At 64.0% G+C, this 26,195-nt stretch carries 23 protein-coding genes; 9 read left to right on the forward strand and 14 right to left on the reverse strand.

The features are described from left to right. Position 1 precedes the first annotated feature (1 nt). The 4 genes from sufD to EO99_RS0108665 all read right to left on the reverse strand — a co-directional run bounded on the left by sufD (position 2) and on the right by EO99_RS0108665 (position 4,895). Complete coding sequence (sufD, locus tag EO99_RS0108650) at positions 2-1,279, reverse strand: Fe-S cluster assembly protein SufD (protein ID WP_029618246.1); 1,278 nt, start codon at positions 1,277-1,279, stop codon at positions 2-4. A 20-nt stretch (positions 1,280-1,299) separates the two neighbouring features. Beyond that, a complete protein-coding gene (gene sufC / locus EO99_RS0108655) occupies positions 1,300-2,055 on the reverse strand; it encodes a Fe-S cluster assembly ATPase SufC (RefSeq protein ID WP_029618247.1) in 756 nt (251 codons plus the stop codon). A gap of 62 nt (positions 2,056-2,117) precedes the next feature. Next, a complete protein-coding gene (gene sufB, locus EO99_RS0108660) occupies positions 2,118-3,587 on the reverse strand; it encodes a Fe-S cluster assembly protein SufB (protein WP_029618248.1) in 1,470 nt (489 codons plus the stop codon). 141 nt (positions 3,588-3,728) lie between these two features. After that, a complete protein-coding gene (locus EO99_RS0108665) occupies positions 3,729-4,895 on the reverse strand; it encodes a cysteine desulfurase family protein (protein WP_029618249.1) in 1,167 nt (388 codons plus the stop codon). 231 nt (positions 4,896-5,126) lie between these two features. Between EO99_RS0108665 and EO99_RS0108670 the strand changes: the two genes are divergently transcribed. Then, positions 5,127-5,804 (forward strand): alpha/beta hydrolase, encoded by a 678-nt coding sequence (locus tag EO99_RS0108670; protein WP_029618250.1) that lies wholly within the window; start codon positions 5,127-5,129, stop codon positions 5,802-5,804. Positions 5,805-5,853: 49 nt separating this feature from the next. On the opposite strand, the gene EO99_RS0108675 is transcribed toward EO99_RS0108670, so the two are convergent. Then, complete coding sequence (locus EO99_RS0108675; protein WP_029618251.1) at positions 5,854-7,032, reverse strand: GGDEF domain-containing protein; 1,179 nt, start codon at positions 7,030-7,032, stop codon at positions 5,854-5,856. A 101-nt stretch (positions 7,033-7,133) separates the two neighbouring features. Further along, positions 7,134-8,264: an anhydro-N-acetylmuramic acid kinase gene (locus tag EO99_RS0108680; protein ID WP_029618252.1), complete on the reverse strand. Its 1,131-nt coding sequence runs from the start codon at positions 8,262-8,264 to the stop codon at positions 7,134-7,136. 93 nt (positions 8,265-8,357) lie between these two features. Here EO99_RS0108680 and tyrS point away from each other — a divergent pair, with 93 nt between their 5' ends. Continuing rightward, on the forward strand, positions 8,358-9,611 hold the full coding sequence (gene tyrS / locus EO99_RS0108685; protein ID WP_029618253.1) for a tyrosine--tRNA ligase: 1,254 nt from the start codon (positions 8,358-8,360) through the stop codon (positions 9,609-9,611). Between the two features lie 48 nt (positions 9,612-9,659). Here tyrS and EO99_RS0108690 read toward each other — a convergent pair whose 3' ends face one another. Beyond that, the gene (locus tag EO99_RS0108690; RefSeq protein WP_029618254.1) at positions 9,660-13,049 is read right to left on the reverse strand and encodes a YhdP family protein; all 3,390 of its coding nucleotides are present in this window, start codon (positions 13,047-13,049) and stop codon (positions 9,660-9,662) included. Positions 13,050-13,157: 108 nt separating this feature from the next. On the opposite strand from EO99_RS0108690, the gene EO99_RS0108695 reads away from it, so the two are divergent. The 4 genes from EO99_RS0108695 (at position 13,158) to EO99_RS0108710 (ending at position 17,140) form a co-directional block, all read left to right on the forward strand. Continuing rightward, positions 13,158-13,622, forward strand: coding sequence for a peroxiredoxin (locus tag EO99_RS0108695; RefSeq protein ID WP_029618255.1), 465 nt, complete (start codon positions 13,158-13,160; stop codon positions 13,620-13,622). Positions 13,623-13,720: 98 nt separating this feature from the next. Continuing rightward, positions 13,721-14,995, forward strand: a complete 1,275-nt coding sequence (locus EO99_RS0108700) for a M23 family metallopeptidase (RefSeq protein ID WP_029618256.1) — start codon at positions 13,721-13,723, stop codon at positions 14,993-14,995. 189 nt (positions 14,996-15,184) lie between these two features. Continuing rightward, positions 15,185-16,714, forward strand: a complete 1,530-nt coding sequence (locus tag EO99_RS0108705) for a DEAD/DEAH box helicase (protein WP_029618257.1) — start codon at positions 15,185-15,187, stop codon at positions 16,712-16,714. Between the two features lie 6 nt (positions 16,715-16,720). Further along, positions 16,721-17,140 (forward strand): NUDIX domain-containing protein, encoded by a 420-nt coding sequence (locus EO99_RS0108710; RefSeq protein ID WP_029618258.1) that lies wholly within the window; start codon positions 16,721-16,723, stop codon positions 17,138-17,140. 6 nt (positions 17,141-17,146) lie between these two features. Here EO99_RS0108710 and EO99_RS0108715 read toward each other — a convergent pair whose 3' ends face one another. From EO99_RS0108715 to EO99_RS0108745, 7 genes are read right to left on the reverse strand one after another with little or no spacing between them, the layout of a single operon-like run. Next, positions 17,147-17,467 carry a TfoX/Sxy family protein gene (locus EO99_RS0108715; RefSeq protein WP_029618259.1) on the reverse strand — a complete coding sequence of 107 codons (321 nt, stop codon included), beginning with the start codon at positions 17,465-17,467 and terminating at the stop codon, positions 17,147-17,149. 3 nt (positions 17,468-17,470) lie between these two features. Beyond that, complete coding sequence (locus EO99_RS0108720) at positions 17,471-19,102, reverse strand: NTP transferase domain-containing protein (RefSeq protein WP_029618260.1); 1,632 nt, start codon at positions 19,100-19,102, stop codon at positions 17,471-17,473. Between the two features lie 2 nt (positions 19,103-19,104). After that, complete coding sequence (locus tag EO99_RS0108725; protein ID WP_029618261.1) at positions 19,105-19,800, reverse strand: XdhC family protein; 696 nt, start codon at positions 19,798-19,800, stop codon at positions 19,105-19,107. Further along, positions 19,800-20,126: an XdhC family protein gene (locus tag EO99_RS0108730; protein WP_029618262.1), complete on the reverse strand. Its 327-nt coding sequence runs from the start codon at positions 20,124-20,126 to the stop codon at positions 19,800-19,802. Before EO99_RS0108730 ends, EO99_RS0108725 begins: the two co-directional genes overlap by 1 nt. After that, complete coding sequence (locus tag EO99_RS0108735) at positions 20,104-21,381, reverse strand: vWA domain-containing protein (protein ID WP_029618263.1); 1,278 nt, start codon at positions 21,379-21,381, stop codon at positions 20,104-20,106. Before EO99_RS0108735 ends, EO99_RS0108730 begins: the two co-directional genes overlap by 23 nt. A 4-nt stretch (positions 21,382-21,385) precedes the next feature. Continuing rightward, positions 21,386-22,315 carry an AAA family ATPase gene (locus tag EO99_RS0108740; protein ID WP_029618264.1) on the reverse strand — a complete coding sequence of 310 codons (930 nt, stop codon included), beginning with the start codon at positions 22,313-22,315 and terminating at the stop codon, positions 21,386-21,388. 19 nt (positions 22,316-22,334) lie between these two features. Next, positions 22,335-22,829 carry a flavin reductase gene (locus EO99_RS0108745; protein ID WP_029618265.1) on the reverse strand — a complete coding sequence of 165 codons (495 nt, stop codon included), beginning with the start codon at positions 22,827-22,829 and terminating at the stop codon, positions 22,335-22,337. 169 nt (positions 22,830-22,998) lie between these two features. On the opposite strand from EO99_RS0108745, the gene EO99_RS0108750 reads away from it, so the two are divergent. The 3 genes from EO99_RS0108750 to purB all read left to right on the forward strand — a co-directional run bounded on the left by EO99_RS0108750 (position 22,999) and on the right by purB (position 26,188). Beyond that, a complete protein-coding gene (locus tag EO99_RS0108750) occupies positions 22,999-24,078 on the forward strand; it encodes a branched-chain amino acid ABC transporter substrate-binding protein (RefSeq protein WP_029618266.1) in 1,080 nt (359 codons plus the stop codon). Positions 24,079-24,136: 58 nt separating this feature from the next. Next, entirely contained in the window at positions 24,137-24,802 is a 666-nt protein-coding gene (rpe, locus tag EO99_RS0108755; protein WP_029618267.1) for a ribulose-phosphate 3-epimerase, read from the forward strand. 84 nt (positions 24,803-24,886) lie between these two features. Beyond that, positions 24,887-26,188: an adenylosuccinate lyase gene (purB, locus tag EO99_RS0108760; RefSeq protein ID WP_029618268.1), complete on the forward strand. Its 1,302-nt coding sequence runs from the start codon at positions 24,887-24,889 to the stop codon at positions 26,186-26,188. The last annotated feature ends 7 nt before the right edge of the window (positions 26,189-26,195 follow it).

Consider the following 26,195-nt stretch of genomic DNA (forward strand, 5'->3'; position numbering starts at 1 on the left):
GTCAGGCGTGCTTTTCCAGCCAGGCCGAGATGACGCCTTCCAGCGCCTCGACCAGCTTTTCATCCTCGAGCTCTTCAACCACCTCGGCCACGAAGGCGTTGACCAACATGGCGCGCGCCTTGTTCTCGGGGATCCCGCGGGATTGAAGATAATAGAGGTGGTTGTTGTCGATGTCGGAGACCGTGGCGCCGTGACCGCAGATGACGTCGTCGGCAAAAATCTCCAGCTCCGGCTTGACCGAGAACTCGCCGTCGTCAGTCAGGAGCAGCGTGTTGCAAGCCATCTTGGCGTCGGTCTTCTGGGCATCCGGTGCGACCCGGATCATTCCCTGGAAGACGCCCTTGGCGCGGTCGAAGACGACGTTGCGGAAGATTTCGGTCGAATTCGTGTTCGGCACATTGTGGCCGAGCACCAGCGTCACGTCGGTGTGCGTCTCGCCGCCGAGCAGATTGACGCCGCGAAGCGTCAGCTCGCTGCCCTCGCCGTCGACATCGATGCGCAGTTCCTGGCGCACCAGCTTGCCGCCGGCATTGATGACGAAGAGCCTCAGTTTGGAATCGGTACCGAATTTGACCCGGATCTGGCCGAGATGCGTGTCCTCCGCACCCTGCTCCTGCAGGATGATCCAGACAGCCTCCGCGCCCTCTTCCAGCGTGATGTCGCTGATGCTGGAGACCAGGGCCGCCTCGCCCGTCACCGAGCGGTGACGCTCGATGATGGTGGCCCTGGAGCCGGCGCCGAAGGTGACGGGAAAGCGGGTGTGGACCTGCCCTGCCCCATGCAGCGCCTGCAGTTCGATCGGTGCCTCGACGGTGGATCCGGCGGGAATGGCGATGCTGTAGCCGTCGCGAACCAAGCTGCCGTTGATCTTTCCGATCGCGTCATCCTTGTCGAGTGCTGCCAGACCTGCTGCCGCCGTGCCGTTGACGAGGCTGTCGGCGAAGGAGGCAACCTCCACGCCATCGATCGAGGTCGCGGCATCTACGGCGCCGTGTAGAACCGGCAGCACCTGCGCGCCCTCGACGAGAGGAGCGATGGTCGCGAGCGACGGCGCCGCCGCCAGGGGTGCCGGGACGTTGCGCAACAGCGTGCGCAGGTCCGTATAGTGCCAGGCCTCGACGCGGCGCGTCGGCAGGCCGGAGGTCTTGATGTCGTTGAGCAGGCGGTCGCGCGTGACGGTGACGGCGCCATCGCCCGGCAGATCGCCGACCTGCGCCGTATAGGTTTCCACCAGAGCCGTCTCGGCCGGTGTCAGGCGGATGGGCGTGTGAATGTTCATGTCTACGTCCTTTCCGGGAATCAGGCTGCTTTCCCGATGATGTCGGCGTAGCCGTTGGCTTCCAGCTCAAGCGCCAGATCCTTGTCGCCGGACCGGATGACCTGTCCCTTGTAGAGAACGTGGACGGTGTCCGGAACGATGTATTCCAGCAGGCGCTGGTAGTGGGTAATGACGATCACGGCGCGATCCGGCGACTTCAGCGCGTTGACGCCATCGGCGACAATCTTCAGCGCATCGATGTCGAGGCCGGAATCGGTCTCGTCGAGGATGCAGAGCTTCGGCTCGAGCAGCGCCATCTGCAGGATTTCGGCGCGCTTCTTCTCGCCGCCGGAAAAGCCGACGTTGAGCGGACGGCGCAGCATGGCCGGGTCGATCTTCAGTTCCGCGGCGGCTTCCTTGACGCGACGGATGAAGTCCGGTGTCGTCAGTTCCTCTTCGCCGCGCGCCTTGCGCTGCTCGTTCATCGCCACTTTCAGAAACTGCATGGTCGCGACGCCGGGGATTTCCACCGGATACTGGAAGGCGAGGAAGATGCCCTTTGAGGCACGCTCGGCCGGATCGAGATCGAGAATGCTCTCGCCGTTGTAGAGGATGTCACCTTCGGTGACTTCGTAGTCCTCGCGGCCGGAAAGGATGTAGGACAGCGTCGACTTTCCCGACCCATTCGGTCCCATGATGGCGGCGACTTCGCCCGCCTTTACCGTCAGGTTCAGGCCGCGGATGATCTCGGTGCCGTCTTCGGCAATGCGGGCATGCAGGTTCTTGATCTCAAGCATCTTGTATCCTCTCGGACGAAATAGTGTTTCGTGCAGCGCACGTGATTTATGAACGGATCGCCTTAACCGACGGAACCTTCGAGTGAAATACCGATCAGCTTCTGGGCTTCCACGGCAAATTCCATCGGCAGTTCCTGGATGACGTCCTTGACGAAACCGTTGACGATGAGGGCGATGGCTTCCTCTTCGGGGATGCCGCGCTGCATGACGTAGAACTTCTGGTCGTCGGAGATCTTCGAGGTGGTTGCCTCGTGCTCCACCTGAGCCGATGCGTTCTTCACCTCGATGTAGGGCACCGTGTGGGCACCGCACTTGTCGCCGATGAGGAGCGAATCGCAGTTGGTGAAGTTGCGGGCATTTTCCGCCCGGCGGTGGATCGAGACCTGGCCGCGATAGGTGTTGTTCGAGCGTCCGGCCGAGATCCCCTTGGAGATGATACGGCTAGAGGTGTTCTTGCCGAGATGGATCATCTTGGTGCCCGAGTCGATCTGCTGGTAACCGTTCGACACGGCGATCGAGTAGAATTCGCCGCGGCTGTCGTCACCGCGCAGGATGCAGCTCGGATATTTCCAGGTGATCGCCGAACCGGTCTCGACCTGGGTCCAGGAGATCTTCGACCGATGACCGCGGCAATCGCCGCGCTTGGTGACGAAGTTGTAGATACCGCCCTTGCCCTGGGCATCGCCCGGGTACCAGTTCTGAACCGTGGAGTATTTGATCTCGGCGTCGTCGAGAGCGACGAGTTCGACGACCGCGGCATGCAGCTGGTTCTCGTCGCGCTGCGGTGCCGTGCAGCCTTCGAGATAGGAGACGTAGGCGCCTTCCTCGGCGATGATCAGGGTCCGTTCGAACTGGCCCGTGTTCTTCTCGTTGATGCGGAAGTAGGTCGACAGCTCCATCGGGCAGCGAACGCCCTTCGGCACGAAGACGAAGGAACCGTCGGTGAAGACGGCGGCGTTCAACGTCGCATAGTAGTTGTCGGTGGTCGGAACGACGCTGCCGAGATACTGCTTGATCAGCTCCGGATGCTCGCGGATTGCCTCGGAGATCGACATGAAGATCACGCCGGCCTTCTGCAGTTCCTTCTTGAAGGTCGTGACGACGGACACCGAATCGAAAACGGCATCGACGGCGACGCGTGGCTTCTGGACGCCAGCGAGCATTTCCTGCTCCTGCAGCGGAATGCCAAGCTTCTCGTAAACCCGCAGCAGCTCCGGATCGACCTCCTCGAGGGAACTCGGGCCCGTCATGTTCTTCGGAGCGGCATAGTAGTAGAGTTCGTTGAAATCGATCTTCGGGTAGTCGACGCGCGCCCAGGTGGGCTCTTCCATCGTCAGCCAGCGCTGATAGGCGTCGAGGCGCCACTCCAGCATCCATTCCGGCTCCTGCTTCTTGGCCGAGATGAAACGGATGATGTCCTCGGACAGGCCCTTTGGAGCCTTGTCCACTTCGATGATCGTTTCGAAGCCGTATTTGTACTGGTCCACGTCGATCTGGCGAACCTGATCGATTGTCTCCTGCACCGCAGCCATGCGCGTTCTCCAACTCTCGCCGGCAGTCAGGCCGGCACCTCTTTTTTCCGGGCGGGAAGTTCCGCCGGTATGTAGTGGCCAAAAGGCGGTTTTCACACCTCCGGGCAAGCGGAAAATTGTCTTTCCGCAGTTTCTTGCCGCTTATGCGGCTTCCCCGGCCGAGCGACGCCGACCGGAAATTCTCTTGAACGCCGCAAGCGCAGCGTCGATGTCTGCCGATGTCGTCGTCGGTCCGATGGACATGCGAAGCGCGCCGAGATCGGCGTCGAGGCCCATGGCCGTCAGCACGTGGCTCTGGCCGACCTTGCCGGACGAGCAGGCCGACCCGGCCGACAGCGCCACACCCTCGATGTCGAAGGCGATCTGGCCGGTTTCCGACTTCAGTCCGGGAAGGGTGAAGAAGCAGGTGTTGCCGACCCGCTCCACATCCCGCCCATGGATGATCACATCCGGCGCCACCGCAGTCATTCCGGCTTCCAGCGCATCGCGCATTCCTTCAAGCCGGAGGCGATTTGCACCGCTGTCTTCAAGTGCCGCATCAGCAGCGGCTCCGAAGCCGATGATGCCATGGAAATTTTCGGTTCCCGACCGATGACCCTTTTCCTGTCCGCCGCCGCGGATCAGGGCAGCGGGCATCAAGGCCGCGCCGCGCGAGATCAGCGCGCCGACGCCCTTCGGGCCGCCGATCTTGTGGGACGAAACAATCATGAAATCGGCGTCGAGCTCTGCGATGTCGACAGGAATTCGGCCAACTGCCTGCACTGCGTCGACGATCATCAGGCCGCCGTAGCGGTGCACGAGGCGCGCCGCCTCCGCAACGGGCTGAAGGATCCCCGTTTCATTGTTGACCAGCATCAGCGCCACAAGCGGCAGGCCCTCGGCGCGATCGTGCGCCGCCAATGCGGCTTCCAGCACCTGGAGATCGAGGATGCCCTGGCGGGTTACGGCAAGCTCCGACACCTGCTCGGGCGTGAAGCGTCCGCCCTCGCGCACCGCCGGATGCTCGATCGCCGAAACATAGAGATGGCTGACGAGAAGCGGCGAACGCCCCATCCGGAAATCCGGCGTCAGGACATGGTTTGCCGCTTCCGTGGCACCGCTCGTGAAGATGACGTTGGCAGGCTCCGCAGCGACCAGAGCAGCCACCTGTCGCCGAGCCTTGTCGATGCCGGCACGCGCAGTGCGTCCCTCGGCGTGTACCGACGAGGCATTGCCGGGGACGGTCAAGGCGTCAATCATGGCAAGGCGCGCCGGCTCACCAAGCGGCGCCGTGGCATTCCAGTCCATGTAGACGCGTGAGACCACCATTGTCCGACCAGCATTCCTTCCTAGATAGCCTTCAAGTCCAAAGCCGCGAACGAGAACAGCATTTTTCTTGAATTTTCGAACGGCCTTGCCTTATGAGACATCAGCCGGGCCACGAGACGGCCCCTCAAAAGTTTCGAATGGTTCTAAACTGAGTTCTAGAAAAGCTGACCGGCTTCGTCAAGTCTCGAGTTGGCGCTTAGTGGGCGACCTGAACATCTGACCGGAGTACCGATGCCCGAAGTGATCTTCAACGGCCCCGCTGGCCGCCTCGAGGGACGATATCAGCCCTCCAAGGAAAAAAACGCCCCGATCGCCATCATCCTGCATCCGCACCCGCAGTTCGGCGGCACGATGAACAACCAGATCGTCTACCAGCTTTTCTACATGTTCCAGAAGCGCGGCTTCACGACGCTCCGCTTCAACTTCCGCGGCATCGGCCGCAGCCAGGGTGAATTCGACCACGGCGCCGGCGAGCTGTCGGATGCGGCTTCCGCGCTCGACTGGGTGCAGAGCCTGCACCCAGATTCCAAAAGCTGCTGGGTTGCCGGCTATTCCTTCGGCGCCTGGATCGGCATGCAGCTTCTGATGCGCCGCCCGGAGATCGAAGGCTTCATGTCGATCGCGCCGCAGCCGAACACCTATGACTTCTCCTTCCTGGCACCCTGCCCGTCGTCAGGGCTGATCATCCATGGCAATGCCGACAGGGTCGCGCCGGAAAAAGATGTGGTGGGACTGGTGGAGAAGCTGAAGACCCAGAAGGGCATCCTGATCACCCATCGCACGATGGAAGGCGCCAACCACTTCTTCAACGGCCAAGTCGATACGCTGATGGCCGAATGCGAAGACTACCTGGACCGCCGCCTCGAAGGCGAACTGGTTCCGGAGCCGGCTGCCAAGCGGATCCGCTAGCAGACCGGGCATCGATCCAGGCGGTGGCAACGCCGCCGCCTGCCGACCGCTACCGGGCGGCCACAGAGAGAGTGGTGGCTTCGGGGCCGACGGTCCTGACGCAGTTCCGTCCTGATTTCTTCGCCTGATAAAGAGCCATATCCGCCCGCTGCAGGTTCTGCGCCAGAGACAGCTCGGGATCCCAGGGGGCAACTCCGAAACTCGCCGTGGTCCGGAACTCTTGCGGGAGACCTGCGACAACCAGGGCGCTGATCCGGCGCCGCAGCTCGTTTGCGACGCCCACCGCGGCTCCAACCGTTACGTGCGGCAGGAAAAGCGCGAACTCTTCCCCGCCCATCCGGCCGACCACCGCATCGGCGGGAGCGGCGGCCGTCAGCAGCTGTCCGAAGGCTTCGATGACCCGATCGCCATGGTAATGGCCATAGGTGTCATTGATGCTCTTGAAGTGGTCCAGGTCACACATGATCACCGCGTGCGGCTCCTTGGGAAATCGACGGATGATCTGCAGCGTCCGCTTCTCGAACCCGCGGCGGTTGAGGAGCGATGACAGCATGTCCGTCTCGGAATTGCTCCGCTCGTCCGTCATGATGTCCAGAACCAGCACAGACAGAAGCATCAATCCGACGGCGACAATCATGATGGCCGTCGAGCTCTGCGAGATGATGGCGTAATTGGTCTGAATGTAATCTTTTGCCGTGCCTCCCGCGCCAACGGTAACGGCGACAAGGGCCTTGGCGAAGAAATGCAGACCGGTGAAGGCCAGAAGCAGGGCCAGCGCCTGATCGATCCCGGCGCGGCTCCGCTGCTGGAATACCGAACGCGCTGCCATCAGGGCAATCAGCCCGAAGGGCGCCTGGTAGAGAACCGAGTGCCCGACGCTGCCGCGGGGAAGGTCGTAGATGATCAGGTCGACGATGGTCCAGCCAAGAAAGAACAGTATCTGCCGGTGCGGGTTGATCCTGTGGGAATAGAGCCGGGCGACGCCGACCTGCAGCAGTTGCAGACCGCCCAGGACCGCACAGAATGCACCAATGGCAAAGGCCTTCACCCAGTCCGTATGAGCCACGGCAAGCTCGCAGAGTGCCGAGAGCGACGCTACGGCAAAGCCCGCTGCAATCCAGCGCGCAGCGATCTTCGATCTGCTCCGGGTGGAGACCACGAAGAAGGCGAGGCAGAAGGACATGGCGATGACGAAGTTCACCCCCAGCAGGAAGTTCGTGCCGTTCATGTTCCCAGACCCAGTCTCATCACCCTGCAGACGTCCATGTTGGCGCTCACACAGCGCCTACACCTGCCGGCCAAATCAAAGGTTAATTCGGAGGCTTCGATTCAACCGATCTTCTGCGGGGTGGTGATGCGGCCGCCCGAGACAGGCGCGGACGTGCCTGTCGTGTTCGGAAAGGTCAAAGGCAGCCCCTGCATCGCCCGCACCGCCAGATACGCCCAGGCCTCGGCCTCCATGGCGTCACCGTCCAGGCTTACGTCCTCGGCCGAGACCACCTTTGCGCCGCGCTCCCCCGCCAGCCTTGCGAGATCCGCCATCAGGACCGCGTTCAGCCGTCCGCCTCCGCAGATCACATACAGCGCCGGCGCTTCCGGCAGATGGCCTGCCGACGTCATGATCGCGGCGGCCGCCACATAGGCAAGCGTCCGCGCCCCGTCGGCGAGCTCGGCCTGATCGCCGCGCGGTGGCAGGAAATCGTTGCGGTCCAGCGACCGGCGGGTCTTGGCCGTGAAGAAGGGGCTGGCCAGATAGCTCTCTGCCAGTGCGGCAATCACCTGCCCCTCCGATGCGATCATACCGCCCTGATCGAAGGGGATGCCCGCCTGCGCCTCGACCCACTGGTCGATCAGGTTATTCCCGGGGCCGCTGTCGAAAGCCATCAGCGCGCCGTCGCGGCCGATGAAGGTGAGGTTGGAGATACCGCCGATATTGACGAAACAGACCGGACGCTCCGGCGCATCGAGCCCTTCTGCGAGCGCGGCATGATAGGCCGGGACCAGGGGGGCGCCCTGCCCGCCATGGACCATGTCGTTGGCCCGCATATCGGAGACCACGGCGATACCGGTCAGATCCGCCAGCCGCTGGCCGTCGCCCAGCTGGACGGTCAGCGCCTCGTCAGGACGATGCAGCACCGTCTGCCCGTGAAAGCCGATGACGTGGATGTCGGATGCCGACAGATCGTTCTGGCGGAGGAACTGCCGGATGGCGACGGCGTGCCGTTCCGTCAGTTCCCGTTCAACCGCCGCAAGGGTACCTGGCCGCTCCGCCCGCTCGCGGATCGCCGTGGCATCCTGCAGCGCCTGCTTCAGTTTCTCGCGGAAAGCCGGTTCGTAGGCGACGCCCAGAAAGGCGCCACGCTCCACCCGGCCTTGCCCGTCGGTGCGCAGCAGCGCCACGTCGATGCCATCCATCGACGTCCCGCTCATCAGTCCGATTGCCGTTTTCATTCCATCCATTGATGACACTCAGAATCAATTTTGAAGTGATTAAGGTCAGAAACAGTGCTAGACGCCGCCTCGCAAATGAAAACACATCCACAGAGATAAGAGATGTCCAGGTTCAAGTCCGATTTCCTCCGTACGCTCGACGAGCGCGGCTTCATCCACCAGATCTCCGACGAGGCAGGTCTCGACGCGTTGTTCGCCAAGGAAACGGTTACCGCCTATATCGGCTATGATCCGACGGCATCGAGCCTGCATGTCGGTCATCTCACCCAGATCATGATGCTGCACTGGATGCAACAGACCGGTCACCAGCCGATATCGCTGATGGGCGGCGGCACCGGCATGGTCGGCGATCCCTCCTTCAAGGAGGAAGCCCGCAAGCTGATGACGGTCGACATGATCGAGGACAACATCACCTCGCTGAAGCATGTCTTCGCCAACTACCTGGACTACGACCGCAAGCCCAATCCGGCGCTGATGATCAACAATGCCGACTGGCTGCGCCCGCTCAACTACCTCGAGTTCCTGCGCGACGTCGGGCGGCACTTCTCGGTCAACCGGATGCTCTCCTTCGACAGCGTGAAGACGCGCCTCGATCGCGAGCAGTCGCTGTCGTTCCTGGAATTCAACTACATGATCCTCCAGGCCTACGACTTCGTCGAGCTCTCGCAGCGCTACGGCTGCCGCCTGCAGATGGGCGGTTCGGACCAGTGGGGCAATATCATCAACGGCATCGACCTCGGTCACCGGATGGGGACGCCGCAGCTCTACGCGCTGACCTCGCCGCTACTGACCACCTCGTCGGGCGCCAAGATGGGCAAGTCCGCGTCCGGCGCCATCTGGCTGAACAAGGATCTGCTGCCGGTCTATGACTTCTGGCAGTACTGGCGCAACACCGAGGATGGCGATGTCGTCCGCTTCGCCAAACTGTTCACGACTCTGCCGATGGACGAGATCGAGAAGCTTTCGCAGCTGGGCGGCTCCGAGATCAACGAGGCGAAGAAGATCCTGGCGACGGAAGTCACGGCGATCCTGCACGGACGGCAAGCCGCCGAAGAGGCCGCCGAAACGGCACGGCGGACCTTCGAGGAAGGCTCGCTCTCGGACAACCTGCCGTCGATCGACGTGCCGCAGGCGGAGCTGGAAGCGGGCCTCGGGCTGCTGTCGCTGATCGTGCGGGCCGGGCTTGCCGCCTCCAACGGCGAGGCGCGTCGCCACGTCCAGGGCGGCGGCGTGCGGATCAACGATGAGCCGGTGACCGACGAACGCATGACCGTCGGCGACGGTCAGCTGATGGCCGATGGCGTCATCAAGCTGTCGCTCGGCAAGAAGAAGCACATTCTCGTACGGCCGTCCTGAACATTCGCAGGTCTTGCTCAGGACTGATAGGCCCGGTCACCGCCGGGCCTATTGAAACTCGAAGATCTGGCGGAAGATGCCCGGTGCGATGATCGACAGCGGGTTGATCGTCAACCGAGGCTGATCGAACGGGCCCTCCATCTTGAAGGTGATCCCGAGCAGACCGCGGTCGCGCCCATTGCCGAGGATGACCCCGATGATCGGCAGTTCCGCAAAGAGCCGGTTCAGACCATAGGCCGGCATGAAGGTGCCGGTCATGTCCATGTTGCCGCGCGAATCGCGCAGGACGCCCTGGAAGCTCGCGCCAATCTGCTCTCCCCGGACGATGCCGTTTTCGACAGACAATGCACCGCCCTGATAGACGACGCGTGCGAACCCGCGCTGGAACTTCGCCGAACTGACGTCGATGTCGCGCTTGACCGCCGCGTTCAGGCTTCGCTGCTGTTCACCCACCGGCGTCGACACGAGCGACTGCAGCCGCTCCTCGTTCATCAACGCGAAATTGCGCAGGTCCAGCGAACCGCTCCAGACGTTGTCGCGCTGGGCTCTCAGGCTGACATTGAGCAGACCGCCCTGGATCCGGTCGTAGAGGTTGGCAAAGCGTGCCACCGCGCCGGCATCGCCACTGGTGACAGAAATCGTTTCGGATTGATTCATGCTGCTGACGACCGCCGCGCCGCTTTTCGTGACGGCAGAGAAGTCGGCCTTGGAGATCGTTCCGTTGCTGGTTTCAAACAGCATCGTCACATTCGACAGACGCTCGTCGCCGAAGCCGATCATCTGGCCCAGTTCAGCCTTGATCTTGGCGCTGCCGTCATCGCCGCTGCCCGACGATCCACCGGCGCGCAGACGCGTCAGTACCGGGCGCATGTCTGCCGAGGCCCCCGAGATGGAGACGTCGAAGCCGCCTTTCCTCTGCTTCAGAGACACCTGAAAGTCATCGCCCGGCGACAGCTGAACGCCCGACAATTGCGCCGACTGAAGCTGTCCACCCGACAGCGCCATCTCGCCCTGGGCACCAAATCCGTCCCCATCCAGGCGAAAATTGCTGATGCTTTCCTTGGTGCCGTCGCTGGCGATCTCGAAATCGGCTGTTGTCGGAATGCCATTGCCCTTCGTCCACCCGATCCACGGCACCGAAAGCGTCGAGCGGGTCAGGTCGAGAGAGACGCTCTGGCGGCTGTCGTCGACACGGGTAATCTCTGCCTGGATCGTCCCGTCGACGATGTCGGACAGACCGGGCACGAGCTTCTCGCGCTGCTGGTTGTCCAGGGTCGCCTTGATGATCCGTTCCTTGGCGACCGTCGACGCTTTGCCGATCGGCTCGACCAGCGTCACCTCTGCAGGCACGCCGTCGATGGCTGCCTTGGCCGTCAGTCGGGCGGCCTTCATGTCGACGTTCAACAGGCCGTTGACATCGCTGATCTGGCGACCGGAGAACGCCGGCCCGATGTCGACGTCGGCCAGTTCGATCTCGGCGCTCCATTCCGGCTCCGGCGGCTTCTGGTCGGAGATCAGCCCCAGACGCGCCTTGACCCTCGCCGTTGCCGTTCCGCCGAAATCATCCGGCTTGAATTCTGTTTCCTTCAGCGCGTTCAGGGGACGGAAGTTGGCCAGTTCGGCCACGGCATTGGCACCCCCGGAGATCTGAATGGCAAGATCGGCCATCAGCGGCTTGGTATAGGTGGACGCAACGGTAAACTGGCCTTCGGCCACCTTCACCGATCGCCCGGACGGGAAATAGGAGGCGCCGCTTTCGATCGCCACGTTCAGCCGCTCGCCCTTGAGGTCGAAGCTCGCGTCCAGATCGCGCAGCGGCGGAATATCACCCGGCAGGTTCAGGCGGGCGTCCTGCATGTTGAAGGCGATGCGCAATTCATTGGCATTGAGATCCAGCGGATGGCCGGGTCCCTTCATCCGGCCGGCCGGAATGAAGACGGCGATCGAGCCGTTGGTGGCCGTGCCGCCGTAGACATTCTCCAGCACCCATGTCCGCGGCTTGTTGGCCATCCAGAACGGCCAGAACTGCTTGATCCCTGCGACTTCCATCGTCGGGAGCTGACCGCCGAAACTGATCTCCGGGGATGCATCTCCCAGCTGGATCATCAGCGAACCGGCCATCGAGCCCAGCGGGCTCGACAGCAGCATGTCGTTCACCTGCAACTGACGGTCGGCCGACAGGTAGCGTCCCGAAGCCCTCAGATCGAAGACAGCCGGCGCTTCGCCGGAGCCTGCTGCCGTCGCCTTCCCGCCGCTGACGAGCAGGCTGAGGCCGAATCCTGGCCGGGTGTCTGCGGGATCGAGCCGATTGAGGTCGACCACGGCTCCGTTGAGCGGAAGGATGGTGGTTCCGAAGCGCACCTCCGAATCCAGGATCTCGAGAGAATTCTTGCCGAAGTCATAGGTCGCCTTGATCAAGCCGCCGGAAAGCTCCTGGGCCAGCCCGTCGAAATAGAAGAGGCCGGTGGAGGGCCGCAGCGTCGCCTTGATCGACGGCGTCGTCGTTTCGCGTGCGCGCACCGCCTCGACATCGAGATCGATCGTCCCCTGCACGCCATCACGGGGCGCCCCGTCGTCGGCCCGGCGCAGGAGAAAGGGCGTCGTTTCCAGTCCGGTCAGGGTGGCCTTCAGCGAAGACGAGACGCCGTCGATCACGGCAGCGGTGGCCTGCAGCCGTGCGGGCTGCCCATCGAGCGCGACGTCACCTACGACGGAGATCTCGCCCGGAGCTGTGCGGGTGAGGTCGAGGCCAGCCACTTCCAGTGCAATCGGCTTGCGCCCCGGCGCGGCGGGCATGAGCACCTCGATACCCGACAGGCTGATCGTGTTGGTGCCGGTGCGCTCCATCAGTCCACGCGCTTCGTCGAGACGCTGGAACGCCTGCTCGAGAACCGCCGGCAGGGCATCGACACGCACCTTTGCAAGCGCCATCGGATCCCCGGGCGGCAGAGCACCTGTATCGAGCTGGATGCCATCGGCCTCCATATGCCGAATGGAAATCCGGCCCGCGGCAAGGGCAAGCGGATCGATCGCCATGCGCAGGGCGGCAGCCCGTGTCAGGTGCTGCCCGGACGCCTGTTCGACGATGTGCACGTCGCGGGCCTCCAGGGCGAGGCGAAAATCGGAATCGAAGCGGATCGCGGCGGAGCCTACCGTGGCCGTGTACCGGGGTCCCAGCGCGCTGTTCAGCGCTTCGTTTGCCCGTGCCGACAGCGCGCCGTCGACCGCACCGCCCTCGATGGCGAAGAAGGCGCTTGCGACCGCTGCCAGAACCAGAAACGTTACGACAGTGCACATGCGCCAGAGCCTGCGCATGCGGGAACGCGACGGCGGGCAATGAACGATCATCGGGTCTTCGGCCTGCGCCGAAGGCAAGGTGTGCAGCGGCGTGAATTCATTTCTGCCGAAGCTGACCTTTTCGCCGCGAATTTCCGCCATTCCTGAATAAACTCGCCTCTGGTGCGCCAATGATCTGGTCACCGACCAAATCAGTATACATGATTTGCGGCCTCATCCCTCAACATACTGGCGAAAGAAAGGACTACGATGACCGAATTGAAAGCCGGCGACGCTGCCCCCGAATTCAACCTGCCCACAGCGGGAAACGGATCGGTCGCCCTGGGCGACTTGAAGGGCCAGAACGTCGTTCTCTATTTCTACCCCAAGGACGACACGAGCGGCTGCACGACCGAGGCGCTGGCCTTCACGGAGCTGCTGCCGCAGTTTACAGACGCCGGAGCAACCGTCATCGGCGTCTCGCCGGATCCGGTGTCAAAGCATGACAAGTTCGCCGCCAAACACGGCTTGAAGATCATCCTCGCCTCCGATGAAGACAATGCCGCGGCCCTCGCCTACGGCGTCTGGAAGGAGAAAAGCATGTATGGGCGCACCTACATGGGGATTGAGCGCTCGACCTTTCTCATCGGGCCTGACGGCCATCTGCGGGCCGTCTGGCCGAAGGTGAAGGTGGCCGGGCATGCGCAGGACGTCCTGGCTGCCCTCAAGGGGTAATCAGCAGGCATTTTTCCGGGTCGCAGGAAAGGCTCCATTAACCTTAACCGGGTGTAATCCCATGATCGAATGCCAAGCGGATCGATCAGGGGACGATATTGACGCAGCCGGGAGACAGAAGAGGATTTGCTCAGAAGCGGCCCGAGCATGTCGTGATCCTCGCCAGAGGCGACAAGATCCGCCACATGACCATCCGCCCCTGGATGGCTGCAGTGACCGTCTGCTTGATCGCCGTTCTCTCGGTCGCCTATCTCGCGGCGACCGCCTATCTCTTTTTTCGCGACGACCTGATTCGAGTCGCGGTCGCGCGGCAGTCGCACATCCAGCAGGAATATGAGGATCGGATAGCAGCGCTGCGCACGCAGTTGGACAGCGTGACGTCGCGGCACCTCATGGATCAGCAGGTTCTGCAGCAGAAGGTCGAGAAGCTGCTGGAGCAGCAGGATGCGCTGTTTTCCCGGCACGGCAAGCTCGGTCCGCTCCTGGAACGTGCGCAGGAATCAGGGTTGATGCCCGCCGGCAGCGACAGTACCGGCGGTGAAGATCCCGAGCGTCAGGCATCGATCGGCGGTGGAATACAGGCCATCGACGCCCTGCTCGGCTACACGGCAGCAGCAAGCGCGCCGGGCCTCGCCTATGCTCCGTTGCGCGAAAGCAAGGCGGAGCGGACTGATCTCGTGTTCTCCAGAGTCGATTCGTCGCTGAGAGATATCGAGCAGGAGCAATTGGCGAAGATCGCCGGCCTTACGGTGGATGCGTCTCAGACGGCCGACGCGATTGCCAGCATTCTGAAGAGGACCGGCGTCAACATCGACGCCCTCACCACGGCCAGCGACGAAGGCGTGGGCGGGCCCCTGCTGGAGCCGGAGACCGCCGTTGCAGCATTCGATGATTCGGTGCACGGCCTGGATGCGGCGCTCAGCCGCCTCGAAGCGGTTCGCGAAACGGCAAAGGCCCTGCCCTACGGCAATCCGGCGCCCGGACGGACGATGACGAGCCGTTATGGCAATCGCTTGGATCCCTTCCTGGGCAGGCTTGCGCTGCACGCCGGCATCGATTTTCGGGCCAGCACGGGCGAGAAGGTTTTCAGCGCCGGCGCTGGTACCGTCGTGGCCGCCGAATTCTCGGGCGGTTACGGAAATCTGGTCGAGATCGACCATGGCTACGGCATCACCACGCGCTATGGTCACCTGTCGCGCATTCTGGTCTCCGCGGGCGATGAGGTCGCTGCAGGCGCGGTGATCGGCAGGGCCGGATCGACAGGCCGGTCGACGGGCCCGCATATCCACTACGAGGTCCGGCGCGACGGTCGCGCCATCGACCCGGTCCACTTCCTGAACGCCGGCATGAAACTAGGTACCTACCTGAACTGACAGCGTCGGAATGACTATTTCTTGGGAAACGTCACCGCATTGCCCCATTGTTCACCACGTGGCGGCAAAGGAGGCTGGGTTTCCTTGACTTTGCAGCTGTTTCCTCCTATTTGGCACCCAACTGTCGGGCAGACACTTTGCGCCGACGCTTGAGTTCTATGTAGAACCGGAACGGATACAGATTTCCCTTTGACAACATTCGCTGATCTTGGCCTGAGCCAGAAAGTCCTCTCTGCTGTGACCGACGCGGGTTACACGGTACCCACGCCAATCCAGGCGGGCGCCATCCCCTTCGCGCTGCAGCGCCGCGACATTTGCGGCATCGCGCAGACCGGCACAGGCAAGACGGCGTCCTTCGTGCTGCCGATGCTGACGCTTCTGGAAAAGGGTCGAGCCCGGGCGCGCATGCCGCGCACGCTGATCCTCGAGCCGACGCGGGAGCTCGCCGCCCAGGTCGCCGAGAATTTCGAAAAATACGGCAAGAACCACAAGCTCAACGTCGCGCTGCTGATCGGCGGCGTATCGTTCGACGAACAGAACCGCAAGCTGGAACGCGGCGCCGACGTGCTGATCTGCACCCCCGGCCGCCTGCTCGACCATTGCGAACGCGGCAAATTGCTGATGACCGGCGTCGAGATCCTCGTCATCGACGAAGCCGACCGCATGCTCGACATGGGCTTCATCCCGGATATCGAGCGGATCGCCAAGATGATCCCGTTCACGCGCCAGACGCTGTTTTTCTCGGCGACCATGCCGCCAGAAATCCAGAAGCTGGCCGATCGCTTCCTGCAGAACCCGGAACGCATCGAAGTGTCGCTGCCGTCCTCGACGGCGACCACCGTGACGCAGCGCCTCGTCGCCGCGCACAACAAGGACTATGAGAAGCGCGCCACCCTGCGCGATGTCATCAAGGCCCAGGACGACCTGAAGAACGCCATCATCTTCTGCAACCGCAAGAAGGATGTCGCGGATCTGTTCCGTTCGCTGGAACGCCACGGCTTTTCTGTCGGCGCCCTGCACGGCGACATGGATCAACGTTCGCGCACCACCATGCTGCAGAGCTTCCGTGACGGCGAGATCCAGCTGCTGGTGGCCTCCGACGTCGCCGCGCGCGGCCTCGACCTGCCGGACGTCGGCCACGTGTTCAATTTCGACGTGCCGATCCATGCGGAAGACTATGTCCACCGCATCGGCCGCACCGGCCGCGCCGGTCGCTCCGGCAAGGCCTTCACGCTGGTGACACGTTCGGACACTAAGTATCTGGACGCGATCGAGAAGCTGATCGACAAGAAGATCGAGTGGCTGGACGGCGACATTTCAGCGTTGCCGGCTCCGATGGAAAGCCAGGAGAGCGGCGAGCGCGCCCGCAAAGGTCGCGGCAGCCGCGACAAGGATCGCAGCAGCGGCAGCAGCCGAGGCAGACGCAGTGAATCTGCCCCGAAGGCAGCGGTTGAAGCCGAGATCGAGACACAGGAAGAAGTCGTCGTGGAAGCAACAGCGGAAAACGTGGCTCCCGAGCGTGAGCGCAAGTCCGATCGTCGGCCAGCGGCTCCCGCTCGCAGCGTTCGCCAGCCGAGCCAGCCAAGCCCTGCAAATGACGACCGTCGCGAACGGCGCAGCCGCCATCGCGACCATGACGATGGCGGCCCGACCCCGGTCGGCTTCGGCGACGACATTCCCGCCTTCATGCTGATCGTTGCCAGCGCCGGCAAGGTCTGATCTTCCGTGTCCGCCAAGCCAGGCATTGATTTTCCTGGTGTCGGCGCCGGTCTTCTGATCCGGCGCGAGGACGGCATGGTGCTGCTTTACCGGCGCTTGAACGCGCCGGAAGCCGGCCACTGGAATATCGTTGGCGGCAAGGTCGACCTCATGGAAACGGCCGCCGATGCGGCAAGGCGCGAGGCCGAAGAGGAAACCGGGCTGCGCATCGGGCGCGTCGAATTCCTCTGCTCGGCCGAAGGCATCATTGCGGCCGACGGCCAGCACTGGATTTCCCTGATCTACACGACGACCGAATTTTCCGGAGAGCCGCAGCTGACGGAACCGGACAAGCTCAGCGACTTCGGCTGGTTTTCACCGGAAGCTCCGCCAGCACCGCTGTCGACCTTCACGCGGACCGCCTTCGCGGCATTGAAAACCGCCTAGCGGCCCTCACTTCTGCGCGCGGACCGCGGCCTCATAGGCAAGCCGCAGCCATTTGACCATTACTTCGGGATCATCGAGCGCTTCGTCCGGTATGCTCCAGTAGGGCATGGCTGACGGCTTGCCCTTCTTGCTCTCGTAGGACCATTGACGCGCGCCGGCGGACCTGAAGTCCGGCGCTGTCGCGGCATCTGCCTTCAACAGGATCTCTCCGGAAACCTCCAGCGCCAGGATCAGGCCGTTGTGGTAGATGCCCTTGCCGCCGAACATGCGGCGGATCGAGACCGGTCCGAGCGGCTCGAACATCTCCTCGATGGCGGCATTGTCCATCGTCTACTCCTTCAGGATCCCACCGGCGGCCGTCACGGCATCCGGCGTGTCGACATCCAGATGCGCTGCCGGCCCGATGTCGATCTCGACGATCGGAAGCCCGGAGCTTTCGATGATGGCCCGCGCCCCGACATCGCCCTCCAGCTTCCGCACCGCACCGAAGGTCGCCCGGGGCAGAATGATCGGGTTGCCGCGCTTGCCCTGGTAGGTCGCCCGCACGATCGCATGCCCGTCGGCTTCCCGGAAGGCCTCGATGAGCTGGTCGATGTGCGCGGTCGTGACGCCCGGCATGTCTGCCAGCATCACCAGCACGCCATCGCAGCCACCAAGCTCGGGCGCGGAAAAGCCGCAGACCAGCGAACTTCCAAGCCCGGTCGGATAGTCGGGATTGAACCGGAACGTCAGGTCGAGATCGCTCAAAGCCGCCTCGATCTCGTCGCGGCGGTGGCCGCTAACGACGACGACCGGCTCGGCCTGTGACGCCTGCAGGATCTCAGCACTCCTGCGCACCAGCGGGACGCCCTGAAACTCGGCCAGCAGCTTGTGCGGGCCGCCCTCGCCCATTCTGCGCGCCTGCCCGGCGGCAAGAAGCAGGCCGCCGACGCGCAGCGCGTTTGGTGGCCGGTCCGCGGCCTCGCGCGGCAGCGGTCGGCTGGCGATCTCCATCAACAGGCCTCCCACGCCCATGCCGGTGATATCGTGACTCGTTGGCCGTTCGCCGGCAAGGATGCGGTTCAGGATCCAGTCGAAGCCGTTTTCCTTCGGCGAGCGGGCGCAGCCCGGCGCGCCGATGACCGGGACATCGTCGATCTGCCCAAGAATCAGAAGGTTGCCGGGATCGACGGGCATGCCGACATGCTCGACCGTGCCGCCGGCAGCGCGAATGGCTGCCGGGATGACATCCTGCGGGTCGGCAACAGCCGACGCCCCGAAGACGATCATCAGATCAGGCTGCTCCGGCCGGGCCAGACCTTCAACCAGCGCCTCGGTCAGCCGGTTCTGGTCGTGGGGAATGCGCAGCTCCTCGATCAGCCGGCTTTCCGACGGATCCAGCCGGCGCTGCAGCAGTTTCGCCGTCCGGTCCATGACCGACGTCTTCAGTGCCGGAAGCTCGGTCGCGATCAGCAGCACCTTGCATGGCCTGAAGGGTCTGACGGAAAAGGCCTTCCGACCTTTGAGCAGGTCGACCGCGGCTTCCACCGTCGCGCCGGACACAGCCAGCGGGATGATCTTGACCGTGGCCACCATGTCGCCGGCCTGAACCGGCGCGTGATCGGCGAGTGTGGCAAGGGTGATGGCCGGATCGACCCGGTTCAGCGCATCGACGATATCGCGGTCGACGACGAAGAGACCGCTCGCCGTGGCATGGAGATTGACCCGTCCGGTCGCCGCATCCGAAAGACGGATGGCGTCGAGGGAGAAGGCTGCGGCAATGGCGGCCGCCGCCTCGTCCTCCAGCATATCGCCGTCCTCAAGCCGAACGACCGTGACCTGAGCGGTTCCGGCAGCGGCCAGCGCCTCGACATGCGCGGTGCTCAGCACCGTCCCCTTGGCGATGCGCCCGCTCGGCAGGCGGATGCTGTGGACGAGCACGCATCCCATCGCTTCCTCGATCTCGACGCTGCAAAACTGCATTGTCACTCCGTGGTGACGATGTCGCGCCGGCGGTAGGCCTGCACGATCTGCGCCAGGATCGCCACCGCGATCTCCGGCGGTGTCGCGGCCCCGATGTCGAGACCGATCGGCGCTGCGATCCGGGCGATGGCGGCGTCGCTCAGGCCCTGTTCCTGAAGGCGGGCGACGCGTTTCGCGTGCGTCTTGCGGCTGCCGAGAGCGCCGACGTAGAAGCAGCCCTTGCGCAGCGCGTCGGCAATCGGAAAGTCGTCGATCTTCGGATCGTGGGTGACCGCCACGAGAGCGCTATAGGCGTCGAGCGGCCGGGCAGCCAGGACGTCTTCGGGCCAGTCGGCGGTCAGCTCGACCTCGGAAAACCGCTCGGGCGTAGCAAAGGCCGTGCGCGGATCGATGATCGCCAGATCATATCCGGCGATCGGCGCCAGCCGCGCCAGTGCCTGGCTGATGTGGACCGCGCCGATCACCACGATCCGCGGCGGCGGCAGATAGACGTTGAGGAAGAGATTGCGGCCGGCGACATCGACGGTGCCGGCCTTGCCGGACCGAAAGGCAGCGGCGACATGATCGCCCAGGCTGCCCGCCACGACCTCACCCTCGAGGATGACCCGCGATCCTCCGGCGTCCATATCGGTCACGAGCACGGCGGCCTGCCGGCTCTTGCGAGCGGCGTTCAGGGTGCGCAGCGATTCGATATCCATCAGCCGAGCCTTTCGACATAGACGCGGATCGTGCCGCCGCAGGACAGTCCGACCCGCCAGGCGGTTTCGTCCGCGACGCCGAACTCCAGCATCTTCGGCTCGCCGCTGCCGATGACCTCCTGCGCCTCGGCAATCACCGCGCCCTCGACGCAGCCACCGGAGACGGAACCCTCGAAGTTGCCGCTCTCGTCGATGACGAGATGGCTGCCGGCGGCCCTCGGCGCCGATCCCCAGGTGTCGATGACGGTGGCAATGGCCACGGACCGGCCCTGCGTCCGCCATTCCTCGGCGATCTGCAAGGGGTCAAGCGGATCGAGATCGCTCATGGACGGAACTCCTGGAGAGAAAACGGCGTGGGTCACCCTCGGAAGAGATATGTTCATTCAGGGCGGATGCAAGGTCGGCGACAGACTGAAGATTGTGAACCGGCCGCAGTTCATGGACATGCGGAAGCATGGCCTGGACCCCGCGCGCCCGCGGCTCGAAGCCGTCGAACCTCAGGAGCGGGTTGAGCCAGATCAGCCGCCTGCAAGACCGGTGCAGGCGCGCAACCTCCCTTTCCAGTTCCTCGACACCTTCCCGTTCAAGCCCGTCCGTGATCAGCAGGACGATCGCGCCCTGCCCCAGGACGCGCCTTGCCCACAGGCGGTTGAAATCCGCCAGCGCCGCGCCGATCCGGGTTCCACCCGACCAGTCGGCCACCGCGTCGGAGCAGGCGGACAGCGCTTCGTCGGGATCGCGGCGGCGCATCTGCCGCGTCACGTTCGTTAGCCGGGTTCCGAATAGAAAGGTCTGCACCCGCGTCCGCTTCTCCGTCAGGGCGTGCAGAAAGTGCAGAAAGATGCGGGTGTACTGATGCATGGAGCCGGAGATGTCGGCCAGCACGACGAGCGGTGGCGGCGCGTGGCGGCGCTGCCGGAAGCGCGGCAGCATCAGGTCGCCGCCGCTGCGCATGGCGCACCGCATGGTGGCCCGCGGATCGATACGACCTGGCCTCTGCGACGGCCGCCAGCGCCGCGTCGACGCCTCGTCCAGCGGCATGACGAGGCGGGCAATCTCGCGCCTGGCCATGGCGAGCTCGGAAGCACTCATCTGGGCGAAATCCATGCGCTTCAACAGCTCGCGTGCCGATGCCGTGAGCCTCGCATCGACCTCGACCTCCGGCGCGGCCTGCGAGGTCGGCGGCGACGCCTTCTCGGCGGTCAGCGCATCGGCGACGCGGCTGTGCCCGGCGCGCGGCTTTTCCCGCTCGCGGTTGTCGGCGGCCTTCGGCGACATCAGGGCGATCATCTTGCCGACGAGGTCGCGCGAGCGCCAGAAGAGGTCGAAGGCTTCGTCGAACACCGCCTGATCCTCGCGGCGCTGCAGAAAGACGGCCGACAGGGCGGCGTGGAATTCTTCCCGCGACCCGATACCTATGGCTTTGACCGCCGCGATGGCGTCGACACTGGCTCCCGTCCCGGTCCTGATGCCGGCGCGGCGAAGCACCCTGGAAAAATGGACGAGGTTGTCGGCAAGCCGGCCTTCGTCGTGTCCCTCCCCGGGGAAAACGAAACCATCGCCGGAGCCGGTCTCCTGCATCGCCCTATCCTGCCACCCGAAGATCAGCCTTCACCTCGGACAGGACCCGCTCGCCCTCGCCGCCCTGCAGACGGGCTATGTCGTCCTGGTATTTGAGCAGCGTCCCCAGCGTGTCGGCGATCGTTTCAGGATCGAGCGCGATCCGGTCGAGTTCGGTGAGCGCCGTCGCCCAGTCGATCGTCTCCGCAACGCCGGGACTCTTGAACAGGTCGAGCGTCCGCAGCTTCTGCACATAGGCGACCACCTGCTGCGACAGCGCCGTATTGCAGCCGGGGACCTTGCGACGGATGATCTCCAGCTCCTGCGCAGCATTCGGATAATCCACCCAGTGGTAGAGGCAGCGGCGCTTCAGCGCGTCGTGGATCTCGCGGGTACGATTGGTGGTGATGATGACGATCGGCGGCTCGGCGGCCTTGATCGTGCCGAGTTCTGGAATGGTCACCTGAAAGTCCGACAGGACTTCCAGCAGAAACGCCTCGAAGGCCTCGTCCGTGCGGTCCAGTTCGTCGATGAGAAAGACCGGAGCCGGCATGCCCGCCTGCCCGAGCGCCTGCAGCACCGGGCGGCGGATCAGGTGGCGTTCGGAAAATATGTCGGTTTCCAGCCGCTGCCGATCCTGGATGCCGGTCGCCTCCGCCAGCCGGATCTCCAGCATCTGCGCTGCATAATTCCATTCGTAGACGGCCGAGGACACATCCAGTCCCTCGTAGCACTGCAGCCGGATCAGCGGACAGCCGAGCGCCCTGGACAGGGTCTTGGCGATCTCGGTCTTGCCCACCCCCGCTTCGCCCTCGAGAAACAGCGGCCGCCGCATGCGCAGCGAAAGAAAGATCACCGTCGCCAGACGCCGGTCGGCCAGGTAATCCTGTTGCTCGAGAAGCTCCACCGTCTCGTCGATGGAACTCGGGATCGGTCTTGCGATATCGTCTGTCATGCCGCCTCCTGGCGCCAATCTAGAGCGTCCGGAACCCGCGGTCCAGATAGATGAGCGCCGGGTTGGGCGGGCCGAGGTGCAGGCCGACCACCTCGCCGAACAGAACCAGGTGGCTTGCCACCGGCTTCACCTCGGTGACTCGGCAGTCGAAGGCAACCATCGCATCGGAAAGTATCGGCGCGCCGGTCACCAGCGTCTGCCAGTCGGCGCCGGCAAAGCGGTCGTCTCCCGTCAGACCGCCCATTCCGGCAAAGCCTGCGGCCAGCGACTGGTGATGAGACGCCAGCGCGTTGAGGGCAAACTCCCCGCTTTTGAGGAAGATCTCGTTGTTTGGGTTGCTACGGTTGAGGCAGACGAGCAGGCTTGGCGGATCGTCGGAGACGGAGCAGGCTGCGGTCACCGTGACGCCGCGCTTGACCCCGTCGTGCTCCGTCGTCACCACCTGCACGTGACCTGCGTACCGCGCCATCCCGTCCCGATAGGCCTTGGGATCGACATGCTGTTTTTCCGTCAAAAACCTCTCCGTGGGACGCCGGTGTTGCGTTCAACCGGATATGGATAAACCGGCTCGGCTTGTCTACGCCTCGTTGGTGATTTTGGATTGTGCACTTCCCTGGCCGATTCTCTTTGACGCCTGCGAGCAGGAGTCTAAATGTGTTCCGCAAAGGAGAAACACCGGAAACATGTCACGCACCTGGTCCCTCGCGGCGACTGTCGCGCTTCCCCTGCTTTTCCCGCCGCTTGCCGCATCCGCGGCCACCATCGGCGTGGTGGCGCCGACGTCCGGCCCCTACGCCCTCCTCGGCGCCCAGGTGACTGCTGGAGCACGGGCTGCCGCGGACGCAACCGGCGACACGCTGGTCGAGATCGGCGAGGATTGCGAAGCCGATGCGCCGGCGGCAGGCGTCGCCCAACGGCTTGTCGAGGCGGACGCTGACGCCGCCATCGGCTTTCTCTGCGGTGAAACGCTGACCGGCGCCTTGCCGCAGCTGGCCACGGCCGGGATTCCCGTCATCACCCTCTCCGTCCGCTCCAACATCCTCATGGAGGACGCTCTTCGCGAAGAATGGCCGCTCTTTCGGCTGTCGCCGGCCGACGGCGACGAGGCCGAACGGATCAGCGAGATCATCCTCGAGCGATGGAGCGCCGAGCCGATCGCGCTGATCGACGACGGCACGATCTACGGCCGCGAATTGACCAGCAGCATTCGCCGCCAGATCGAAAGCAGCGGACTGACGCCGGTCTTCGTCGACACCTATCGTCCCGGCCAGGAGCAGCAACTCGCCCTCGTGCGGCGGCTGGCGCAGGCGGGCGCGAGACGGATCATCGTCGGCGGCGACCGCAACGACGCCGCCGTCATTGCCCGCGACGCCGCCCAGGAGAACGTTCCGCTTCAGATCCTCGGTGGCGACACGATGCGCGCCGCCGATCGCCCGGTTCCCTTGCCCGACGGCGCCATGGCGGTGGCCCTGCCGGACTACTCCGCGCTGCCTTCCGCAGCGGATGCCGCGACGACGCTCAGAGGACGCGGCGTCGTTCCGGAGGGATACGCCCTGCCCGCCTATGCGGCAGTCCAGATCGTCGGTCAGGCCGTCTCGGCGGGGGGCTCGCAGCCACTGACAGAGGTCCTGCTGGCAACGCAGTTCCAGAGCGCGATCGGGCCGGTGGACTTCGACGAGCGTCATGAGTTGACCCGCAATCCGCTCCGCCTGCAGGAATGGCGGGGGGATCGCTTCGTTGCGGTGGAAGTGCCCACCGAATGATTGTTCCCAAGGTGGTGCGGTGCTACAGGGCCACCAATACCTCCGGAGATCCGACATCATGACGCTGCCTATCCGTATCGCGCCTTCCATCCTCGCCGCGGACTTTGCCAAGCTTGGACAGGAAGTCCGGGACGTGACCGAAGCGGGTGCCGACTGGATCCACCTCGACGTCATGGACGGACACTTCGTCCCAAACATTTCCTACGGCCCGGATGTCATCAAGGCGTTGCGCCCGCACACGGCAGCCTTCTTCGACTGCCACCTGATGATCACGCCGGCCGATCCTTATCTGGAGGCCTTCGCCAAGGCCGGATGCGACGGGATCACCGTCCATGCCGAGTCGGGGCCGCACCTGCATCGCTCTCTGCAGACCATCCGCAACCTCGGGAAGAAGGTCGGCGTCACGCTCAATCCCGCGACCCCGCTCTCGGTGATCGAGAACGTGCTCGATGACATCGACCTGATCCTGATCATGAGCGTCAACCCCGGGTTCGGCGGACAGAAGTTCATTCCGGCGATGGTCGACAAGATCGCGGCCGCGAAGGCCATGATCGGCGCCCGCCCGATCGAGCTCGAGGTGGACGGCGGCATCACGGCAGAGACGATCGGCGCGGCGACCGCGGCCGGCGCCAATGTCTTCGTTGCCGGCTCCGCCGTCTTCCAGGGCAACGGCGTGGAAAGCTACCGGCAGCGCATCGACGCGCTCCGCTCCGCGGCCGGATAGGTCCAACGCGACATTACATTGAGCTTTCCGCCGCTTGTTGATAAAGCAGCCCCAACTCCTTGTATCGATGGAAGGCTTAACCCCATGATCCCCCGTTATTCGCGGCCCGAGATGGTTTCAATCTGGTCGCCGGAAACCAAGTATCGCATCTGGTTCGAGATCGAGGCGCATGCCTGCGACGCGCTTGCCGCCATCGGCGTCATTCCGAAGTCCGCCGCCGAGACGATCTGGGAAAAGGGCGGCTCGGCGACCTTCGACGTGGACCGCATCGACGAGATCGAGGCCGTCACCAAGCATGACGTGATCGCCTTCCTGACCCATCTTGCCGAGTTCGTCGGTCCGGACAGCCGCTTCATCCATCAGGGCATGACCTCGTCGGACGTCCTCGACACCTGTTTCAACGTCCAGCTGGTGCGCGCCACCGACCTGCTGCTCGCCGGCATGGACAAGCTGCTCGAGGCGCTGAAGCGGCGGGCCTACGAGCACAAGGACACCATCACCATCGGCCGCAGCCACGGCATCCACGCCGAGCCGACGACCTTCGGCATCAAGCTTGCGCTCGCCTATGCGGAATTCGACCGCAACAAGACCCGCCTGATGACGGCCCGCGAAGAGGTCGCCACCTGCGCCATCTCCGGTGCCGTCGGCACCTTTGCCAACATCGATCCGCGGGTCGAGGAGCATGTCGCCGCGGCCATGGGGCTGAAGGCCGAACCGGTCTCGACGCAGGTCATTCCACGCGACCGCCACGCGATGTTCTTCTCCACGCTGGCCGTCATCGCCTCCTCGGTCGAGCGCCTCTCCATCGAGATCCGCCACCTGCAGCGCACCGAAGTGCTGGAGGCGGAGGAGTATTTCTCGCCGGGCCAGAAGGGCTCTTCGGCCATGCCGCACAAGCGCAACCCGGTGCTCACCGAGAACCTGACGGGCCTCGCCCGCATGGTGCGCTCCTACGCGCTGCCGGCCATGGAGAACGTGGCGCTGTGGCACGAGCGGGATATTTCGCATTCGTCGGTCGAGCGGATGATCGGCCCGGACGCCACCGTAACGCTCGACTTCGCGCTGGCGCGGCTGACCACTGTCATCGACAAGCTGCTGGTCTATCCGGAGACGATGATGAAGAACATGAACAAGTTCCGCGGACTTGTTCACAGCCAGCGCGTCCTCCTGGCGCTGACGCAGGCCGGACTGTCACGGGAAGACAGCTACCGTCTGGTCCAGCGCAACGCGATGAAGGTCTGGGAAGAGGGCAAGGATTTCCTCGAAGAGCTGCTGGCCGACGAAGAGGTTCGTGCAGCGCTGCCGGAAGAGGAAATCCGCGAGAAGTTCGACCTCGCCTACCACACGAAGCACGTCGACACGATCTTCAACCGCGTCTTCGGCTGAGCAGCCT

Source organism: Pseudorhizobium marinum (genome assembly GCF_000705355.1).
In the GTDB taxonomy this organism is placed as follows: domain Bacteria; phylum Pseudomonadota; class Alphaproteobacteria; order Rhizobiales; family Rhizobiaceae; genus Neorhizobium; species Neorhizobium pelagicum.